This window comes from Curtobacterium sp. PhB172 (genome assembly GCF_003752545.1).
Classification (GTDB): Bacteria; Actinomycetota; Actinomycetes; order Actinomycetales; family Microbacteriaceae; genus Curtobacterium.
Map to the genome: position 1 here is coordinate 542653 of NZ_RKIF01000007.1, position 17392 is coordinate 560044.

Annotated in this window: 17 protein-coding genes; 7 read left to right on the forward strand and 10 right to left on the reverse strand. The window is 71.3% G+C overall.

The genetic code is table 11. The annotated features are described in order from the left end of the window. Positions 1–70: 70 nt before the first annotated feature. The 4 genes from EDF42_RS09620 to EDF42_RS09635 all read right to left on the reverse strand — a co-directional run bounded on the left by EDF42_RS09620 (position 71) and on the right by EDF42_RS09635 (position 4859). Positions 71–334, reverse strand: a complete 264-nt coding sequence (locus EDF42_RS09620) for a hypothetical protein (RefSeq protein WP_111086912.1) — start codon at positions 332–334, stop codon at positions 71–73. After that, positions 331–990: a DUF308 domain-containing protein gene (locus EDF42_RS09625; protein WP_123339942.1), complete on the reverse strand. Its 660-nt coding sequence runs from the start codon at positions 988–990 to the stop codon at positions 331–333. Before EDF42_RS09625 ends, EDF42_RS09620 begins: the two co-directional genes overlap by 4 nt. A gap of 145 nt (positions 991–1135) precedes the next feature. Then, positions 1136–3091: a lectin-like domain-containing protein gene (locus EDF42_RS09630; protein ID WP_148067709.1), complete on the reverse strand. Its 1956-nt coding sequence runs from the start codon at positions 3089–3091 to the stop codon at positions 1136–1138. Between the two features lie 124 nt (positions 3092–3215). Then, the gene (locus EDF42_RS09635; RefSeq protein ID WP_260235330.1) at positions 3216–4859 is read right to left on the reverse strand and encodes a glycoside hydrolase family 13 protein; all 1644 of its coding nucleotides are present in this window, start codon (positions 4857–4859) and stop codon (positions 3216–3218) included. 106 nt (positions 4860–4965) lie between these two features. On the opposite strand from EDF42_RS09635, the gene EDF42_RS09640 reads away from it, so the two are divergent. The 5 genes from EDF42_RS09640 (at position 4966) to EDF42_RS09660 (ending at position 8831) form a co-directional block, all read left to right on the forward strand. Then, the gene (locus EDF42_RS09640; protein ID WP_111086916.1) at positions 4966–5523 is read left to right on the forward strand and encodes an NADPH-dependent FMN reductase; all 558 of its coding nucleotides are present in this window, start codon (positions 4966–4968) and stop codon (positions 5521–5523) included. Positions 5524–5675: 152 nt separating this feature from the next. Further along, positions 5676–6188 carry a MarR family winged helix-turn-helix transcriptional regulator gene (locus EDF42_RS09645; protein WP_123339939.1) on the forward strand — a complete coding sequence of 171 codons (513 nt, stop codon included), beginning with the start codon at positions 5676–5678 and terminating at the stop codon, positions 6186–6188. Between the two features lie 119 nt (positions 6189–6307). Beyond that, entirely contained in the window at positions 6308–6814 is a 507-nt protein-coding gene (locus EDF42_RS09650) for a Dps family protein (RefSeq protein ID WP_123672170.1), read from the forward strand. 8 nt (positions 6815–6822) lie between these two features. Beyond that, on the forward strand, positions 6823–7623 hold the full coding sequence (locus EDF42_RS09655) for an SDR family NAD(P)-dependent oxidoreductase (RefSeq protein ID WP_123672171.1): 801 nt from the start codon (positions 6823–6825) through the stop codon (positions 7621–7623). Between the two features lie 14 nt (positions 7624–7637). Next, entirely contained in the window at positions 7638–8831 is a 1194-nt protein-coding gene (locus EDF42_RS09660) for an NAD(P)/FAD-dependent oxidoreductase (RefSeq protein WP_123672172.1), read from the forward strand. Between the two features lie 99 nt (positions 8832–8930). On the opposite strand, the gene EDF42_RS09665 is transcribed toward EDF42_RS09660, so the two are convergent. The 6 genes from EDF42_RS09665 to EDF42_RS09690 all read right to left on the reverse strand — a co-directional run bounded on the left by EDF42_RS09665 (position 8931) and on the right by EDF42_RS09690 (position 14199). Then, positions 8931–10010 carry an alpha/beta fold hydrolase gene (locus tag EDF42_RS09665; protein WP_123937341.1) on the reverse strand — a complete coding sequence of 360 codons (1080 nt, stop codon included), beginning with the start codon at positions 10008–10010 and terminating at the stop codon, positions 8931–8933. A gap of 71 nt (positions 10011–10081) precedes the next feature. After that, positions 10082–10957: an SMP-30/gluconolactonase/LRE family protein gene (locus EDF42_RS09670; RefSeq protein ID WP_123672174.1), complete on the reverse strand. Its 876-nt coding sequence runs from the start codon at positions 10955–10957 to the stop codon at positions 10082–10084. After that, positions 10957–11367, reverse strand: a complete 411-nt coding sequence (locus tag EDF42_RS09675) for a hypothetical protein (RefSeq protein ID WP_123672175.1) — start codon at positions 11365–11367, stop codon at positions 10957–10959. Before EDF42_RS09675 ends, EDF42_RS09670 begins: the two co-directional genes overlap by 1 nt. A gap of 92 nt (positions 11368–11459) precedes the next feature. Beyond that, positions 11460–12293, reverse strand: a complete 834-nt coding sequence (locus EDF42_RS09680; protein WP_123672176.1) for a DUF1206 domain-containing protein — start codon at positions 12291–12293, stop codon at positions 11460–11462. A gap of 120 nt (positions 12294–12413) precedes the next feature. Further along, a complete protein-coding gene (locus EDF42_RS09685; RefSeq protein WP_123672177.1) occupies positions 12414–13031 on the reverse strand; it encodes a DUF6226 family protein in 618 nt (205 codons plus the stop codon). Between the two features lies 1 nt (position 13032). Next, entirely contained in the window at positions 13033–14199 is a 1167-nt protein-coding gene (locus EDF42_RS09690; RefSeq protein ID WP_123672178.1) for an RtcB family protein, read from the reverse strand. Positions 14200–14809: 610 nt separating this feature from the next. On the opposite strand from EDF42_RS09690, the gene EDF42_RS09700 reads away from it, so the two are divergent. Further along, a complete protein-coding gene (locus tag EDF42_RS09700) occupies positions 14810–16639 on the forward strand; it encodes a glycoside hydrolase family 15 protein (protein ID WP_123672180.1) in 1830 nt (609 codons plus the stop codon). Positions 16640–16652: 13 nt separating this feature from the next. Continuing rightward, positions 16653–17255 carry a DUF1992 domain-containing protein gene (locus tag EDF42_RS09705; RefSeq protein WP_123672181.1) on the forward strand — a complete coding sequence of 201 codons (603 nt, stop codon included), beginning with the start codon at positions 16653–16655 and terminating at the stop codon, positions 17253–17255. Positions 17256–17392: the final 137 nt, after the last annotated feature.

The following is a 17392-nucleotide window of genomic DNA, read 5'->3' on the forward strand; positions in this document are numbered from 1 at the left end:
ACAGGACCGTGGCGGAAACGTGATCTCGGGCGTGTCCGACCGCGGTGCGATCGGCGGCGACCGCCGTGGATCAGTGGAAGTCGTCGCCCTCGCCGTCGCCGGGCGTCTTGTGCCCGCCGAGCATGTCGTTGTCGTCCTGGTCGCTCGTCGACGCGAGCTGGAGCATCGCCAGCACCACGACGACGACGATGAACGCGACGCCGAGGAAGATCACGGCCAGCTGCAGTTCCCGCGTCGAGAACAGCACGACGAGTCCGGTGAACACCGCGATGATCGCGGAGATCCCGAGGAGCTCGACCGGGCGCAGACGGTCACGACGGCTGGGGGTGGTCATGCGTGTGGTGCTCCGTCCGGGGCGACGGACGGCGTGGCCGTGCCCCACTTGTGCGAGAGGCCGGCGATCACGTGGAAGACCGCCGTGATGGCGAGGTAGGCGCCGAGCAGGCCGACCAGGACGATCGAGGCGTCGAGCGTGCCGGTGACCTGCTCCACACCACCGAGCTGCTGCGAGTAGTCCGGCGGGGTGATGAGGAACGCGATCGCGAGCAGGAGGGTGAGCGCGCCGATCGTGGTCCAGTCCCGCGCGAAGGGGGAACGACGACGAGCCCGCAGACCCTGGGCCAGCTCGAGGGCCCCGGTGAGGACCGCGAAGGCGACGATGACCGAGATGAACGCCGGCAGGCCGAGGCCGTTGCCGGCGAACCCGGCGACGGCGGCGAGCAGGGTGATGACCGCCTGCAGCAGCGTGGTGCGGCGGGACCGACCGTCGAGCGGGAGCCGCGCGACGCCGGCCCACAGGAGCACGAGCCCCTCGACCAGCGCGAAGCCCGCGAACAGCAGCAGGCCGTAGCCGGCGGCGTGGTTCGTCGAGAAGGTGATGACGAGCGCGACGACCGCGGCGGGCACGGCCCGGAGGATCGGGATCGGCCAGTACCGCGCGCGTTGGGTCGCCTCGTTCACGGTGGTGGCGTCGTCCACGGTGTCGGACACGGGACCTCTTTCAGGCATGCGGATCGTGAGATCGATCCTACCGCCGCGGTGGCAGCCGACCGACCGCCGGGGGTTCCGCAGCACTGAGGATGCTCGAATGCCGGCCGGGGTGGCGTCGCCCGGACGACGCCACCCCACCGCTGGATCAGGACCGTGGCTGGTCGTCCGTCACCACCGACCGCCGTCCACGCCGACGAGCGAGCCACCAGCAGGTCGAACCGGCCGCGACGACCACCGCGGCGAGCGCGGCGACCAGCCCGAGGTCCTCGACGCCGGTGTAGGCGAGGGCGCCACCCGCGGGCTGCGGCTGCACGTCGGCACCGGGGGCGCGGGGGGCCTGGTCGCCGTCGTCACCGCGGGGAGCGTCCGGCACCGCCGCTTCGTCGTCGTCGGGTCCGGGCACCGAGGAGGGGGACGGGCTCGGCGCGGGCCCCTCGTCGCCCTGCTCCACGACGATCGCGACCTCGGTCGACGGGTCACCGCCGTCCGGGTCCGTCGGGGAGGTCGCCGTGGCCACGTTCACCACGTCGGACCCGTCCCCCTGGTAGTCCGGGTCGAGCACGGCCCGGAGCCGGAAGTCGTGGGTCTCCCCCACGGCGAGCGCGACGTCGGAGCGGCAGGTCACCCGCTGCCCCTCGGCCGTGCAGCCGTCGTCGGACCCGACGAACCGCATCGCCTCGGGCAGGTCGTCTACCGCACCGATCTGCTGGGCGACCGAGGGCCCGCGGTTCCGGGCGGTCACGGTGTACACGACCTCGTCGCCGGGCTCGGCGGTCGTGGGCGAGACGGACTTGTCCGTCTCGACGTGCGCCGCGGACACGGCGGTCACGACCGTGGTGCTCGCCCGCGAGGTGTTGTCGGCCTCGTTCGTGTCGGACATCGACGACGGCGGGGCGATGGTCGCGACGCTCTCGAGTGGCCCCTCAGCCCCGTCGGCGATCCGTCCCTCGACGGTGACGACGGCGGACCCGCCACGGGGCAGGGCGAGGTCCGTCTCGACGTCGCCCGCTCCTGCCGCGACGGCGCAGCCCGAACCCGCTGCCGGCGCGCAGCTCCAGGTGACGTCCTCGATGCCGTCGGGGACGTCCACCCGCAACGGGCTCGGATCGGCGTCGTTCGGCCCGGGGTTCCGTGCGGTCACGGTGTACCGGACGGGGCTGCCGGCGACGGAGGTCGCGGGCAGGTCGTGCGCCACCGACAGGTCCGCCGGCTTCCGGACCCGGAGGGCATCGACCTCGTGGGTGTTCACGTGGCTACCGGTGGCTCCCGCGAACCCGAGCCGCAGCGTGCTCGGCATCGGTGCCTGTCCGTCGCCGTGCAGCGGGACCCCGTCGAGCACGGTGCGCATCGCCTGACCGACCTGCAAGCGCACCGTCAGCGTGAGCTCGCCGTCCTCGCCCGGCAGCAGCGTGACGCGGACCGTGCGCGGCGTCGAGCCGGTCGTCACGGTGCCGCCGGGTGCCGGAGCCCCCGCGACGTAGCGGTAGCCGTCGTTCCCGTTGCCGGACCCGCGGACCACGACGTGGTCGGCCTGCGCTCCCGGGCCCGAGCCGTTGATCTGCGACGAGAAGTTGCCGTAGTGGTCGATCGCGATCGCGGCGAACCCACCAGGGACCCCGGGCAGGTCGCACGCCCGTCCGCCACCCTCGGTCCGCGTGCTCCGGCAGGCGTACCCGAGGCCGGCGCCGAACGCCCCGACGCCCTGCGCGGCGGCGCCGTCCGCGAGGAAGAGCAGCAGGCCGTCCGCGCCGGGGTCGTCCTCGTCGGTGTGCATCGCGTAGTCGAACGAGATCTCGAGCCCGGTGCCCGACGGGAACGTGTCGTTCGTCGACCACGCCCCGGCCTGGTTCCGGACGTCGTCGGTCAGGCGGAGACGGTCGTTGACGATCGCAGCGTCGCCGCTCAGGGTCCCACCGGCTGCGCTGGCGAACTGGTTGTCGTAGGGGAAGTCGAGTGCCGCCGCACTCGAGCCGGTGGGCAGCATCGCCGGAGCCGCGAGGACGGCGAGGGCGGTCAGCGCGGTGCACACCGTCGCGAAACGACGGGCAGCCCGCGACCGGAGCGGGTCCGGGACGGATGTCGGAGCAGTGGGTTCTGTCATGTCCCGATCGTCGCGATCGAGTGGTCACCGCAGGTCGAGCCGAAGCCGATCTGTGGATCGCAGCCACGGGCCTCCTGGCTGTGGAGGAAGAGCTGTGGAGGAAGAACGGCCGGAGCTGGTCCGCTCAGGTCAACCAGACCGTCGTCTCGCCCGGCAGCACGCCGGCCGCGTCACCGAGCGGCCCGGACGCTACCACGACGTCACCCGACGGCAGCGGCACGGGCGTCGTGCCGAGGTTCGTGACCGACCGCCACCCGTCGTGCCGGGCGAAGGCGACCACGTCGTCGGGGGCGTCCAGCCAGGTGAGCTCCTCCCCCTGCTGCAACCGGCGACGAGCGTCGAGCGCTGACCGGTACAGGGACAGCGTCGATGCCGGATCCCCGTCCTCCGCCTGCACCGACGACGCCCCGAAGTCAGCGGGCTGCGGCAGCAGCGCCGCGACGTCCCCGAAGCCGAACGACGGCCCGGAGGTCGTCCACGGGATCGGCACACGGCACCCGTCCCGGCCCTTGACGGTGTGCCCTGAGCGGAGCCACTTCGGGTCCTGCAGCTGGTCACGTGGGATCGCGGCGGCTTCGTGCAGGCCGAGTTCCTCGCCCTGGTAGACGTACGACGACCCGGGCAGCGCGAGCATCAGCAGGGTCGCGGCGCGGGCGCGGCGGAGGCCCCGCTCGCGGTCGAGCTCGGGGGTGGTGCCGTCGGTCAGCAACCACGCGTCGGTGTCGGTGTCGCCCGGCAGCCCGTACCGGCTGGCGTGCCGCACGACGTCGTGGTTCGACAGCACCCAGGTGCTCGACGCACCGGACTGCTCGGACGCCGCCAGGTTCCGCTCGATGATGCTCCGGAACGCAGCGGCCTCGAACGGCGCCTCGAGCAGGTCGAAGTTGAACGCCTGCCCGAGTTCGGTGGGCCGGGCGTACAGGACGCGTCGCGGCGCGGGTGCCCAGGCCTCGGCGACGGCGGCCCGGGGCGGGTCGTACTCGTCGAGCACGGTGCGCCAGGACGCGAAGACCTCGTGCACCTCGTCGCGGTCGTACAGCGGGTCGGAGCCGTCGAGCGGCAGTGCGTGCTCGTTCGATGCGCGGTACGGCGTCGACAGGTCCTTCGCCAGGCCGTGTGCGACGTCGACCCGGAAGCCGTCGACCCCGCGGTCCGACCAGAAGCGCAGCGTGTCCTCGAAATCCGCGCGGACGGACGGGTTCGACCAGTCCAGGTCGGGTTGCTCGGGTGCGAAGAGGTGCAGGTACCACTGGCCGTCCGCGACCCTCGTCCAGGCGCTCCCGCCGAAGTTCGACACCCAGTCGCTCGGCGGCAGTTCCCCGGACACACCCGTCCCGTCGCGGAACACGTACCGCGCCCGTTCCGGCGAGCCCGGCGCGGATGCGAGCGCCGCGCGGAACCACTCGTGCTCGTCCGAGGTGTGGTTCGGCACGATGTCCACGATCACCCGCAGATCGTGCTCGTGCGCGGCCCGGAGCAGGGCATCCAGGTCCTCGAGCGAGCCGAGTCGCGGATCGACCGCCCGGTAGTCGGCCACGTCGTACCCGCCGTCAGCGAGGGGCGACGGGAAGAACGGCGAGAGCCACAGCGCGTCGACGCCGAGCGCCGCCAGGTACGGCACGCGGCTGGTGATGCCCGCGACGTCGCCCAGGCCGTCGGCGTTCGAGTCCGCGAAGCTGCGTGGGTAGACCTGGTAGACGACGGCATCGCGCCACCAGTCCGGGTTCGTCGTGCGGGGTGTGCTGGCCGGCGTCCGAAGCGTGCTCACGTCGCCACCGTACCCAGCGGTCTGGGAATAGCGCGCCGTACGCTCGGATTGGTTGTCGCAGACACCTTTCCGTCCCAGAACAACGTCTCGAACCAGAAGGATCACCATGACGAACGTCCTCGCACTCGTCGGCAGCCTCCGCGCCGACTCCATCAACCGCAAGCTCGCCGAGGCCGCGGCGCACCACGCGCCGGAGGGCATCGAGGTCACCACGTTCGACGGCATCGTCGACCTGCCGTTCTACAACGAGGACATCGACGGCGACACCCCGCCGGCCGCCGCCGTCGCCTTCCGTGACGCGATCGCCGCCGCGGACGCCGTCCTGCTCGTCACCCCCGAGTACAACGGCACGATCCCGGCGGTGCTGAAGAACGCCCTCGACTGGGCATCGCGTCCGTTCGGCGCCTCGCCGCTGTCCGGCAAGCCGCTCGCCGCCATCGGTTCCGCGTTCGGGCAGTACGGCGGCGTGTGGGCTCACGACGACGCCCGCAAGGTCGCCGGCATCGCCGGTGCGAAGGTCCTGGAGGACGTCAAGGTCGCGATCCCGCAGTCGGTCGTCCGCTTCGCGGAGACCCACCCGCGCGAGGACGCCGAGGTCACCTCGCTCGTCCAGGGCGCACTGAACGCACTCGCCGACGCCTCGACCGAGCAGGCCGCCGCGTAGAGCGACCGGGTGCGGTCGACCGCACCACAGGACGGACGGGAGGCCCGTGGCGACCCCGCCACGGGCCTCCCGTCATGCACGCGGGAACGAAGCAGGCACACCCACAGGAACTCGCTAGACGGCCTCCATACGAGACGGACTAGCCTGTGCCAATGGCAACGCAGGAGATCACCGAGGCGTCCGGGTACTGGTTCCCCGACGACGACGCGACCCAGCGCGGGGTCGCCGTGCTCAACGCCCTGCGTCGCTACCGGGCCGCCGAGACCGCGATGCGCCGCCGCACCCGCGACTCGATGGGCATGGGCGAGACCGACCTGCTCGCCGTGCGCTTCCTGCTGCAGTCGCAGCGCTCGGGCCGCAGCATCAGCCCGAAGGACCTCGCCGCTTACCTGAAGATCTCGTCGGCCTCGACCACGATCCTGATCGACCGCCTGGTGAAGTCGAATCACGTGCGCCGCGACCCGCACCCCACCGACCGCCGAGCACTCGTGATCACCCCGACGACCGAGACCGACGACGAGGTCCGCGCGACCCTCGGCATCATGCACCGCCGGATGATGTCGATCGCCGAGGGACTGCCAGCGGACGAGGCGCGCATCGTGGCGTCGTTCCTCGAGCAGATGCGCGGCGCCGTCGACCAGGTCGACCCGGCACCGGCCCACTGACCGGCGCGAACACACTCGATCGAACGCCCGGGGGACAGTGCGGTTCCGTGCGCACTGAGAGTGGTCTCGGCCGCACCGCGTAGACCGGAAGGGTCACCGACGCGAAAGGAGCCACCACCATGCACGCTTCGGACAAGATGGCCAAGAACCTCCAGGCGGTCCTCGTGGACCTCATCGACCTGCACCTCCAGGGCAAGCAGGCCCACTGGAACATCCTCGGAACGAACTTCCGCGACCTGCACCTGCAGCTCGACGAGATCGTCGACGCCGCACGCGAGTTCGCCGACGACACGGCAGAGCGCATGCGCGCCCTGTACGCCGTGCCGGACGGACGCTCGAGCACGGTCGCGGCATCGAGCCACCTCGACCAGTTCCTTGAGGGCGAGATCACGACGCACGACGCCATCGACCAGGTGACGCTCCGCCTCTACCAGGCGACCGGCACCATGCGCGACGTGCACGACGAGGTCGACGAAGAGGACCCGACGACCGCGGACCTGCTCCACGGCTTCATCGAGCGCCTCGAGCAGCTCGCGTGGATGGTCTCCGCCGAGAACCGCGCGCCGAGCACGCCGCTGGCCTCCGCCACGACGCCTGCCGTCGCCGACGCCTCGGCGCACGCCTAGGGGACCGAGTGGACCTCGGCATCCAGGGCAAGACCGCGCTCGTCTTCGGTGCCGACTCCGGCATCGGCTGGAACACGGCTCGCATCCTCCTGGCAGAGGGTGCGACCGTGGTCGTGAGCGACCTCGACCAGGCGCAGCTCGACAACAGCGCCGACCAGCTCGAAGCGCCGCTCGGCAAGCTGCACGCGTTCGCGGCCGACGTCACGAGCGCGGCGAGCCTGGCGGACCTGCACGGCAAGGTGCGGGACGCCGTCGGCGCGATCGACATCCTCGTGCAGTCCTCGGGCGTCACCGGCGCCCAGGGACTGTTCCACGAGATCGACGAGCAGGGTTGGGCCGACACCATCGACGTGGATCTGATGGGTCCTGTCCGCATCACGCGCGAGTTCATCGGCGACCTGCGGCAGGGCGGATGGGGCCGGATCGTGTACCTCGTGTCCGAGGACGCCTCGCAGCCCTATGACGACGAACTGCCCTACTGCGCCGCGAAGGCCGGGGTCCTGTCGTTCGCGAAGGGCCTGTCGCGCACCTACGCGCAGGAGGGCGTGCTCGTGAACACCGTCAGCCCCGCGTTCATCCACACGCCCATGACGGACGCGATGATGAACAAGCGGGCGAAGGAGACGAACCAGAGCTTCGAGGACGCGATCACCAGCTTCCTCGACGAGGAACGTCCCTACATGGAGCTGAAGCGCCGCGGTGAGCCGGAAGAGGTCGCGAACGTCATCGCGTTCCTCTGCTCCGATCTCGCGAGCTTCGTCAACGGCTCCAACTACCGGGTCGACTCCGGCTCGGTCGCCACGATCTGACGCCGGGAGGCACCGTGACCGACTACCGATACCTCATCATCGGCGGCGGGATGGTCGCCGACGCCGCAGCCCGCGGTGTCCGCGAGCTCGACGCCGACGGCACGATCGGCATCCTCAGCGAGGACGTCGACCGGCCCTACGCCCGCCCCGCCCTGTCGAAGAAGCTGTGGACCGACCCGGACTTCAGCTGGGACGAGAAGGTCGACCTGCACACCGAGGAGACCGGGGCGTCGTTCGTCCTCGGCACCGCGGTGACGGGGATCGACCGTGCCGCGAAGACCGTGACCACGGCCGACGGCCAGACCCACGGCTACGAGCGACTGCTCATCGCCACCGGCGGCAAGCCCCGCGGGTTGCCGGGCCTGGAGCCCTCGGACCGCGTGCTCGACTACCGCAGCGCCGACGACTACCGGAAGCTCCGCGAGCTCGCCGACGCCGGGGCGCACGTGGTCGTCGTCGGCGGCGGCTACATCGGCCAGGAGATCACCGCGGGGGTCGTGCAGAACGGCGCCCGCGTCACCCTGGTCGACCCCGACGAGGTCGTGGGCGGGCGGATGTTCCCGGACGATCTCGCGCGCGCGTTCCAGCAGCGCTTCGTCGACGCCGGCGTGGACCTCCGACTCGGACGCCGGGTCGAGTCCGGCACGCAGACGGCCGACGGGGTCACGCTCACGCTCGACGACGGCTCCGTGCTCGAGGCAGACGCCGTGGTCGCCGGACTCGGCATCGAGCCCGCCACCCAGCTCGCCGCCGACGCCGGTCTGACCGTGCGCGACGGCATCGTGGTCTCGTCGACGCTGCTCACCGACGACGACTCGGTCTTCGCGGCCGGCGACGTCGCCGAGTACCCGGACCGGATCCTCGGGACCCGCCGGGTCGAGCACGTCGACAACGCGCAGCAGCAGGGTCGGCAGGCCGGCCGGAACCTCGCCGACGCCGACGAGACCTACGACCACACGCCGATGTTCTACTCCGACGTCTTCGACATGGGGTACGAAGCGGTGGGGCAGGTCTCCACGAAGCTCCGCACCGTCGAGGACTGGCAGGACCCGACCGTCACCGGCGTCGTCTACTACCTGGACGACGACGACACGGTGCGCGGCGTGCTGCTCTGGAACGTGTGGGACAAGACCGACGAGGCCCGCAAGGTCCTCGCCGAGGCGAACTCCCTGACGTCGGACATGCTGCCGGGCCGCATCACGGCCTGACCGGCGCGCCGGTCGCCCTGGACGCGACCGACGGGAGGCTCGGTGCCGGTTCCGAGAACCAGCACCGGGCCTCCCGTGCGTCGCGTGCAGTGCCCGGTGTCAGCGGTTCGGGTCGGCCTCGGGTGCGACCGCGTCGACGACCGCCTTGCGGTCGGCAGGGTCGACCGGCAGGTCGTCCCCGTCGGCCATCGCGACCGCGTGGGCGGACTTCGCCGCCTCGAGCGTCTCGTCGTCGTTCTTCGCCATGCCGACCAGTTCGACGAAGCGCGACTTCACGAGCATCCACGCCTCGCTCGGGCTCAGACGCGACAGGTCGGACGCCGTCGAGTCGTCGCGCACCCGCTGCAGCGAACCGACCCCGCGGTCCGGCAGCCGGTGGTCGACGTGCGCGACCGCAAGCCGCGCGACCGCGTCCGCCTGGGCGTGCATCACGGAGTGGGCACCGTCGACGACCTCGCGCAGCACCGCGTAGGGGAACACCCGCGCGAGCCGGCGGATCCAGTCCCGCGGGACCATCGCGTCGTGCTCGCCGCGGACGATGAGGGTGCGCGCCTGCACGTGGGCCGCGCGCTCCTCGATCGGGAACGCGATCATCCGCGGCAGCACCTTCGAGAACCAGTGCCATCCGCACAGCGCGTACGCCGTGATGCCGTGCCACCGGACCGCCGAGGGCTCGTGCAGGGTCGACCGCAGGAACCGGAACGCGGACTGGCGGACCGTGCGCGCGTGCGAGTCGACGACCGGGCTGATGAGCACGAGGTCCGAGATCTCCGGGTGCCGCGCCGCGACCTCGGTCACGACCTGGGTGCCCATCGAGTGGCCGACCAGGACCGGGTCGACCAGGCCGAGGTCGTCGATGACCTTCTCGACGGCATCGGCGTAGCGCTCGATCGAGACCTTCCCACGGAACCGGGGAACGCCCGCGAAGCCGGGCAGGTCGAGGGCGTGCACCGGGCCGTTCTCGTTGAGGTGCGGGGCGAGCCGCTCGTAGTAGGTGGCCGCGATGCCGAGGCCGGCGACGAGCAGGAAGGCACGCTCCCCCGGCTCGCCGATCGAACTCACGCGGACGTACGTGCCGTCGACCGCGACCCGGTCCACCTCGACGGTGACGTCGGCGTTCTCGGCCTCCGCGAGTTCGCCGGCCGGGTCCGGGGTGGCTGCCGTGCGCTCGTCGTTCACGTGGGTCTCCTCGGGTCGGGCGAGCGCCCACGATACCCGCGGACACCGCCGCAGCGTGCGCTCCCGCCCGGTCAGCCGCTGAAGGTGTTCGCGGGGAACCCGCGCACCCGCGTCGGCACCGCCAGGATGGCCCCCGAGGACGGGTGCTGCTCCAGCTGCTCCTCGGTGAGGTTCTCCCGTGCCGAGGCGACGAACAGCGTCGACATGTCGGGGCCGCCGAAGGCCACCGACGTCACGTTCGGGGTGGGCAGCTCCACGGTCTCGAGGTGCGACCCGTCGGGGCCGTACCGCTCCACCCGGCCGCCGCCGTAGATCGCACTCCACGAGCAGCCCTCGTCGTCGCGGACCAGACCGTCGTGGGCGTGGCCGACGACGAACGGTTCGAGCTCGCCGAGTTCGCCGTCCGGACCGTACGACCCACGGTAGATCGTCGATGCGCTCGTGTCGGTGACGTACATCACCGTGCCGTCGTCCGACCACTCGAAGCCGTTCGTCACGCCGAAGCCGCCGCGGAGCAGTCGCGTCGTGCCGTCGGCCTCGACCGAGTACAGCGCGCCGTCCGGCTCGCCCGTCGTCAGGTTCATGCTGCCGACCAGGAACCGGCCGAACGGGTCGCACTTCCCCTCGTTGAACCGGAGCCCGGCCGTGGCGTGCTCGACACGGGTGAGTTCGCGCTCGACCACCCCGTGCTCGTCCGTCACGACGACGGTGTCGCCGAGCGCCGCCACGAACCCGCCGGCGGCCCGCGGCTGGAAGCTCGCCAGCGGCGGCGGGAGCGGGACGGTCGACACGACGGTGCCGTCGGACTGCGCGGTGACGAGGGTGCCGAGGGTGATGTCGGTCCAGCGGAGCAGCTGCGCCGACGGGTCCCAGACGATGCTCTCGGCAAGGACCGCCCGGGCGTCGGAGAAGACGGTCACAGGTCCGGTCGTCGCGCTGGTGCTCATCAGACCGGTCTACCGGCGCCGGCTCCGTGCCCCCTCAGCGAAACACGGAATGTTCGACTGTGGACTCTCCTCGCTGGCAGCGTGGCTCGATGATCTGTCCACTCCACGCCTGGGGCGGCGAGAGCATCCGTTCCCACGGGCTCGATGCGCCCGCCTACCTGCTCGGCGCCTCCGTCGTCGACTCCGAGGACGTCGAAGCCACCCGCGAGGTACTCGAGTCGCTGCGGCCGACGAACGGGAAGCTCCACTGGCATGATCTCCGTCGGCGTGAGCGACGACGGGTCGGCGAGGTCGTCGAGGCACTCGAAGCCCTGCACTTCGTCGTGATCGCCACACCCATGGATCTCCGTCGGGAGGAACGAGCACGAGCGGTCTGCCTGGAACGTCTCGGATGGGAGCTCGCTCGCCACGACGACGGCGCAAGAGCCGGGACCTGGTATACCCCAGGTGCACCGGCTCCGACTTCTCATCCCCCCAGCAGGAGGCGAGCAAGGTCAATATATCAGAGGCGGGCGTACCGCGCTCGGAAGAAGCTGTAGACGCCGAAGGCGAGGAACCCGATGCCGATCGCGACCAGGACGAACACGCCACCGGGCATCGAGCGCACCGCGTCGAACGCCGCGTCGAGGCCCGTCGCCTGGTCCGGGTCGCTCCGCAGTCCGGCCACACCGATGAGCACACCGACGATGACCACGGCGATGCCCTTGCCGACGTACCCGACGACCCCGAGCACCGTGACCACCCGGTCGAGCGTCCCCGACGGCCGGGTGATCTGCTTCCGGAACGTCCGCCGACACCCGATCACGACGAGCCCGATGCCGACGGCGACCGCGATCGCGCCGGCGAGGAGCAGCACGAACACCCCGCCGGGCGTCGCGAGGGTCTTCGCCGCGGCACTCTGCGACGAGCTGCTGGAACTCGACCCGGCACCGAGGGCGTACGACGCCGACGAGTACGCGATGATGCCGTAGACAACGGCCTTCGCGACGTCCTTCGCCCGCGCGAGCCACCCGCGCGTGCTGTCCGACCGGCCGCCGACGACGGCCTCGACGATCAGCCGCACGGTGAGTGCTGCCGTGCCGATCGCGATCAGCCAGAGCAGGAAGACCCCGCCCGGAACGGCGGCGATCTGCTGCAGTGCTCCGGACTGGTCGGTCTCACCGCCGGAGGACGCGTTGCCGATGCCGAGCAGGATCGCGAGGTACCCGATCAGCAGGTGGACGATGCCGCTGCCGACGAAGCCGGCGCGAGCGGTCAGCTCGAACCAGCGGCTGTCCGCCGCTCGTCGGACCTGTCGTCCGGTCTCCCGTGCTGCGTGCTCTGCTGTGTCGCTCATCCGGTCAAGCGTGCCCGACGCGGGCCGGTCTGTCCGGGCCGCGCCGGGCTGTGGACGCTGCCCGGCACCAGACGGGAGGCGCGGGGCGGGTCCGATCCGCGCCTCCCGTCTGCACCGTCGTCAGCGCACCCACCAGGCCGCGCCGACCAGGGTGCGCCGCCCCCGACGGCGCTCGCCGCGCCGCGCTGCGGCGACCGCCGCAGCGACGTCCCCGGTGTTGCCCGTGGCACTCCAGCCGTCCGCCGTCGCGACGATCCACGAGTGCTTCGAGTCGATGAGGACGAAGCCGCCACCGAGGATCCCGACGAACATCTCGTCGACCGCCTCGAGCAGGGTCTCGGAGCCGTCGTCGCACGCATCGCACCCGCAGTTCGGCTGTGATCCGACCACGGCAGCCGGGTCGCCGACGGAGAGGTCGACGGCGGTGCCCGGGAGACCGTCCATCGACCTGACGTCGACGTCGAGGGGCAGCGCGCCGTCGACGGCAGGGACGAGCCGGAGGACGCCGTCGGGCCGCGTGGTCCGCTCGGCCAGGCCGAGGTCGACGAGCACCTCGACCCAGACGGCCACGCGCGCACCGATCACGAGGTACCGCTCGGGGTCGGTGACGCGGGAGTACTCCTCGTCCAGCGGATCGCGGTCCGGATGCGGGGCCGGCCACGAGACGTCACGCTCGGGCCGCGCCACCCACGCGGACTCGACGGCGCGCAGGACGTCGGGCAGGGTCGCGACCGTCACGTCAGTCCCCCTTCACGTTGACGACCTGCCGGAGCGTGTGCCGGATCGACACGAGGTCCGACGCATCCGCCATGACCTGGTCGATCGGCTTGTACGCGCCCGGGATCTCGTCGAGGAACGCGTCGGTGTCGCGGTACTCGATGCCGACCATCGCCTCGCGCAGCTGGTCGTGCGTGAAGGTCCGCCGTGCCGCGCTCCGCGAGAACAGCCGGCCGGCTCCGTGCGGCGACGACTCGAGCGACGGCTTGTTGCCGAGACCCTCGACGACGTACGACGCCGTGCCCATGGACCCGGGGATCAGGCCGGCCTGACCTGCCGTCGCCTGGATCGCACCCTTGCGGGACACCCACACGGACTTCCCCCAGTGCGTCTCGCGCTGCGTGAAGTTGTGGTGGCAGTTGATCCGCTCCTGCTCGTCGACAGGGGTGCCGACGACCTCGGACAGCTGTCGCACGACGCGGTCCATCATCTCCTCGCGGTTGAGCAGGGCGAAGTGCTGTGCCCACCGCAGCTCGGCGATGTACCGGTCGAACTCCGGCGTGCCCTCGATCAGGTAGGCGAGGTCGGGGTCCGCCAGCTGGATCCACCAGCGCTCCATCAGCCGCTTGGCGACCGTGATGTGCCGCTGCGCGATCTTGTTGCCGACGCCCCGCGATCCGGAGTGCAGGAAGAGCCAGACCCGGTCCTGCTCGTCGAGGGAGACCTCGATGAAGTGGTTCCCGGAGCCGAGCGTGCCGAGCTGGTTGCGCCAGCCGCCGTGCGCCTGTGCGGGGTCGAACCCGGCGGCGTCGGCCATCGCCTCGAGCTCGGCGATCCGCGGCTCGGCGGTCGCGACGATCTTGCGGTTCGACGCGCCGGCCGACAGCGGGATCGCGCGCTCGATCTGCTCGCGCAGCTCCTGCAGGTCGTCGGGCAGGTCGGCCTCGGTGAACTGGGTCCGGACCGCGATCATGCCGCAGCCGATGTCGACGCCGACGGCAGCCGGCATGACCGCGCCGAGCGTCGGGATGACGGAACCGACGGTGGCGCCGAGGCCGAGGTGGGCGTCCGGCATCAGGGCCAGGTGCGGGAACACGAACGGCATGCGCGCCGTCGTACGGGCCTGCTGCTCGGTGTTGTCCTCGAGCATCGACGCCCAACTCAGCAGCCGGTCGTTGATCTTCTTCATTGCTTCGTCTCGCTTTCAGGACGGTCGTCTGGACGGTCGTCTGGACGGTCGTCTGGACGGTCTTCGATGACGGTCCGGGACGGTGTCCGGCCTGCGCTCCGGGCGACGTCGAGCACGACGTGGCGAGGATGAGCAGGACGACGAACGCCCCGGGCCGGGTGGGCACGGGGCGTCGTGGGACGTGCCGTGCCTACGCGGGATAGCGGAGGGACCACTGCTGCTGCGGTTCGGGCAGCACGGCGGTCGCGTCGAGCTGGAGCTCGACGCGTTCCTCGTTGTGCTGCACGGCGCGCATGCGCGGTCCTTCCGGTGTGCCCGGGGCGGGCGTTCCTGCCGGCGGCGTTGGTGCCGCTGGCGTTCCTGCCGACGGCGTTGATGCCGCTGGCGTTCCTGCCGACGGCGTTGATGCCGCTGGCGTTCCTGCCGACGGCGTTGATGCCGCTGGCGTCCTGCCGATGGGCAGGAGAGCGACAGTAGTGCGACACGCCCGGGGTGCGCAACTCACCCGGGCGTGTCGCGGGTCGTGCACAGCCATGGGCCCGTTCCGCGCCCTGCACAGCGGGGTACGTCCGCCTGATGGTCGTGCCCCGGGCCCGGGCAGTCTGGGTGCATGACGGAGCGCACCGAAGACACCCTCGACGCGGTCGACACCCACGCACGCACCGACGGGTACGCCCCGCTCCGCACCTACGGAGCGATCGGCGACGGTCGGACCGTGGCGCTCATCGCCCGCGACGGGCAGATCGACTGGCTGCCGATCCCCTCGATGGACTCACCGCCCGTGTTCGCGGAGATCCTCGACGCCGAACACGGCGGCCACGTGGCGCTCCGCCCCGTCGACCGGGCGGCCGAGGTGACCCGCGAGTACCTGCCCGGCACCAACGTGCTCGTCACGACGTGGACGACACCGTCCGGGCGGGCGACCGTGACGGACGCGATGGTCACCGGTGTCGCCGGCCGCCTGCCGTGGGCCGAGGTCGCGCGCTGCGTCCAGGGGGTCAGCGGCTCCGTGGAGTTCGAGTGGGCCGTCGTGCCCGGAACCCTGCTGGGCACTGCTGAACCGAAGCGCCTCGACACCGCGAACGGTGCCGTCATCGGCATCGACGGCGTCACGATCGCGATCGTCGAGCAGGGGTTCGACCCGGTGGACGACGACGGCCCGCGCTTCTCCGGCCGGTTCAGCACCGGCGACGGATCGAAGCACATCCTGACCATCGTCGGGACGCACGACGAGCCGATCTTCATGCCACGGCCGGAGAGCGCACTCGCCGCGATGGACCGGACGATCGACAACTGGGCCACCTGGTCGGAGGAGTTCTCCTACGACGGCCCCTGGGCCGAAGCGGTGCAGCGCAGCGCCCTCGCTCTGAAGCTGCTCATCTTCTCGCCGACCGGAGCGATCGCGGCGGCGCCGACCACGAGCCTGCCCGAGGACCGGACCGGCGGCAAGAACTGGGACTACCGGTTCGCCTGGGTGCGCGACCTGTCGTACACCGTGCACGCCCTGACCCGGTTCGGCCTGCGCGAGGAGACGCACGCGGCGGTGTCGTGGGTGATGCGCACCATCGCCGAGCACGACGAGGACATGCCGATCTTCTACGAACTCGACGGCACGAAGAGCGACGACGTCGAGGAGCGCGACGTCCCCGGGTGGAACGGCATCGGCCCGGTGACGGTGGGCAACCGCGCCGGCGACCAGCTGCAGCTCGGGGTCTGGGGTGACGTCTTCGAGATCCTGCGTCAGTACGTGAACGCCGGCAACGTCCTGGACCGGAAGACCGCAGCCGTCCTGCAGCAACTCGCCGACGACGCCTGCCACCGGTGGGAGGAGGCGGACTCGGGCATGTGGGAGCTCGAGGACACCCAGCACTACGTCACGAGCAAGATCGGCTGCTGGCAGGCCCTCGACGCCGCGGTGGACCTCCACGACGCCGGGATGATCGACGGGCCGCGCGAGAAGTGGGTCGAGAACCGCGAGCTCATCGAGCAGTGGGTCGCGGAACACGGCTGGGACGAGGAACGCGGTCACTACGTGATGTACCCGGGTTCGGACGCGCTCGACACGTCGATCCTGCTGCACGCGATGAGCTCCTTCGACCGCGGCCCGCGCATGGCGTCGACCATCCGGGCGATCGAGGAGCAGCTGCAGCGCGGACCGCTGGTCTACCGCTACTCGGGCATCGAGGACGAGGAGTCGCCCTTCGTCGCGTGCTCGTTCTGGCTCGCTGCCGCGATGGCCTGCACGGGCCGGATCGACGACGCACGGTCCCTGATGGACGAGATGGTCGGCCAGGCGAACGACGTCGGGCTGTTCAGCGAGATGATCAGCGAGGACGGCTCCTTCATGGGCAACCTCCCCCAGGGGCTGTCGCACCTGGCGCTCATCCAGGCAGCGCTGACCATCGAGGAACTGACTGGCGAGGACGACCGCTCGGAGTGATCATGGAGGGGTCATGAACGACGTCGATGCACGGATGGACCGGCTCCGCAGGGCCGCTCGCTACCGCTACCAGCAGCTGGTCGACAGTGAGATCGAGCGGGGGTCGCTCGATCCGGACGAGGTGCGTGAGGAACGCCGGCTGCTCAAGGCGGCCGACGTCGCCGCGCACGCGCGGGCGCAGATCGAGGCGGCCGAGCGCCGCGGCGTCTTCGAGGGCAATCCGTACCACGGCAAGCCCCTTCCCGGGAACGACGGGCAGCACGACCCGGACTGGTGGATCCGCTCGAAGATCGAACGCGAGGACATCCGCGGCATCGCTCCGCCTGCCCTCGCACTCCGCACCGAGGACGCGGAACTCGACGATGCCCTCGACGCACTGTCGACGGAGGCCGACGTGCGCGATGTCCTCGTGGACTTCAACGCCCGGGTGAAGGAAGCCCGACGTCAGCTGCTCGGTGGGCCGCCGGTCGTGACGCCGCTGCGGGACGTTGACGACGAGGTCACCGCGTGGCGTGACCGCCGGGAGGCCCGTCTCGCTGAGGCCGCAGCGGCTGCGGCTGCGCTGGCGGCCGGGTCTGACGACCGACCTCGTCGGTGGTGGCGCCGGCGTCACTGAACGACGTGAAGGGCCGTCCCGGTTGCCCGGGGCGGCCCTTCTCGTGTGGTGCAGTGGTGCGTGTGGTGCGTGTGGTGCGGGGTGTTACTTGATCTGTGCGGTGATGGTGGCGGTGCCGACGAGGAGGCCGCGCTTGA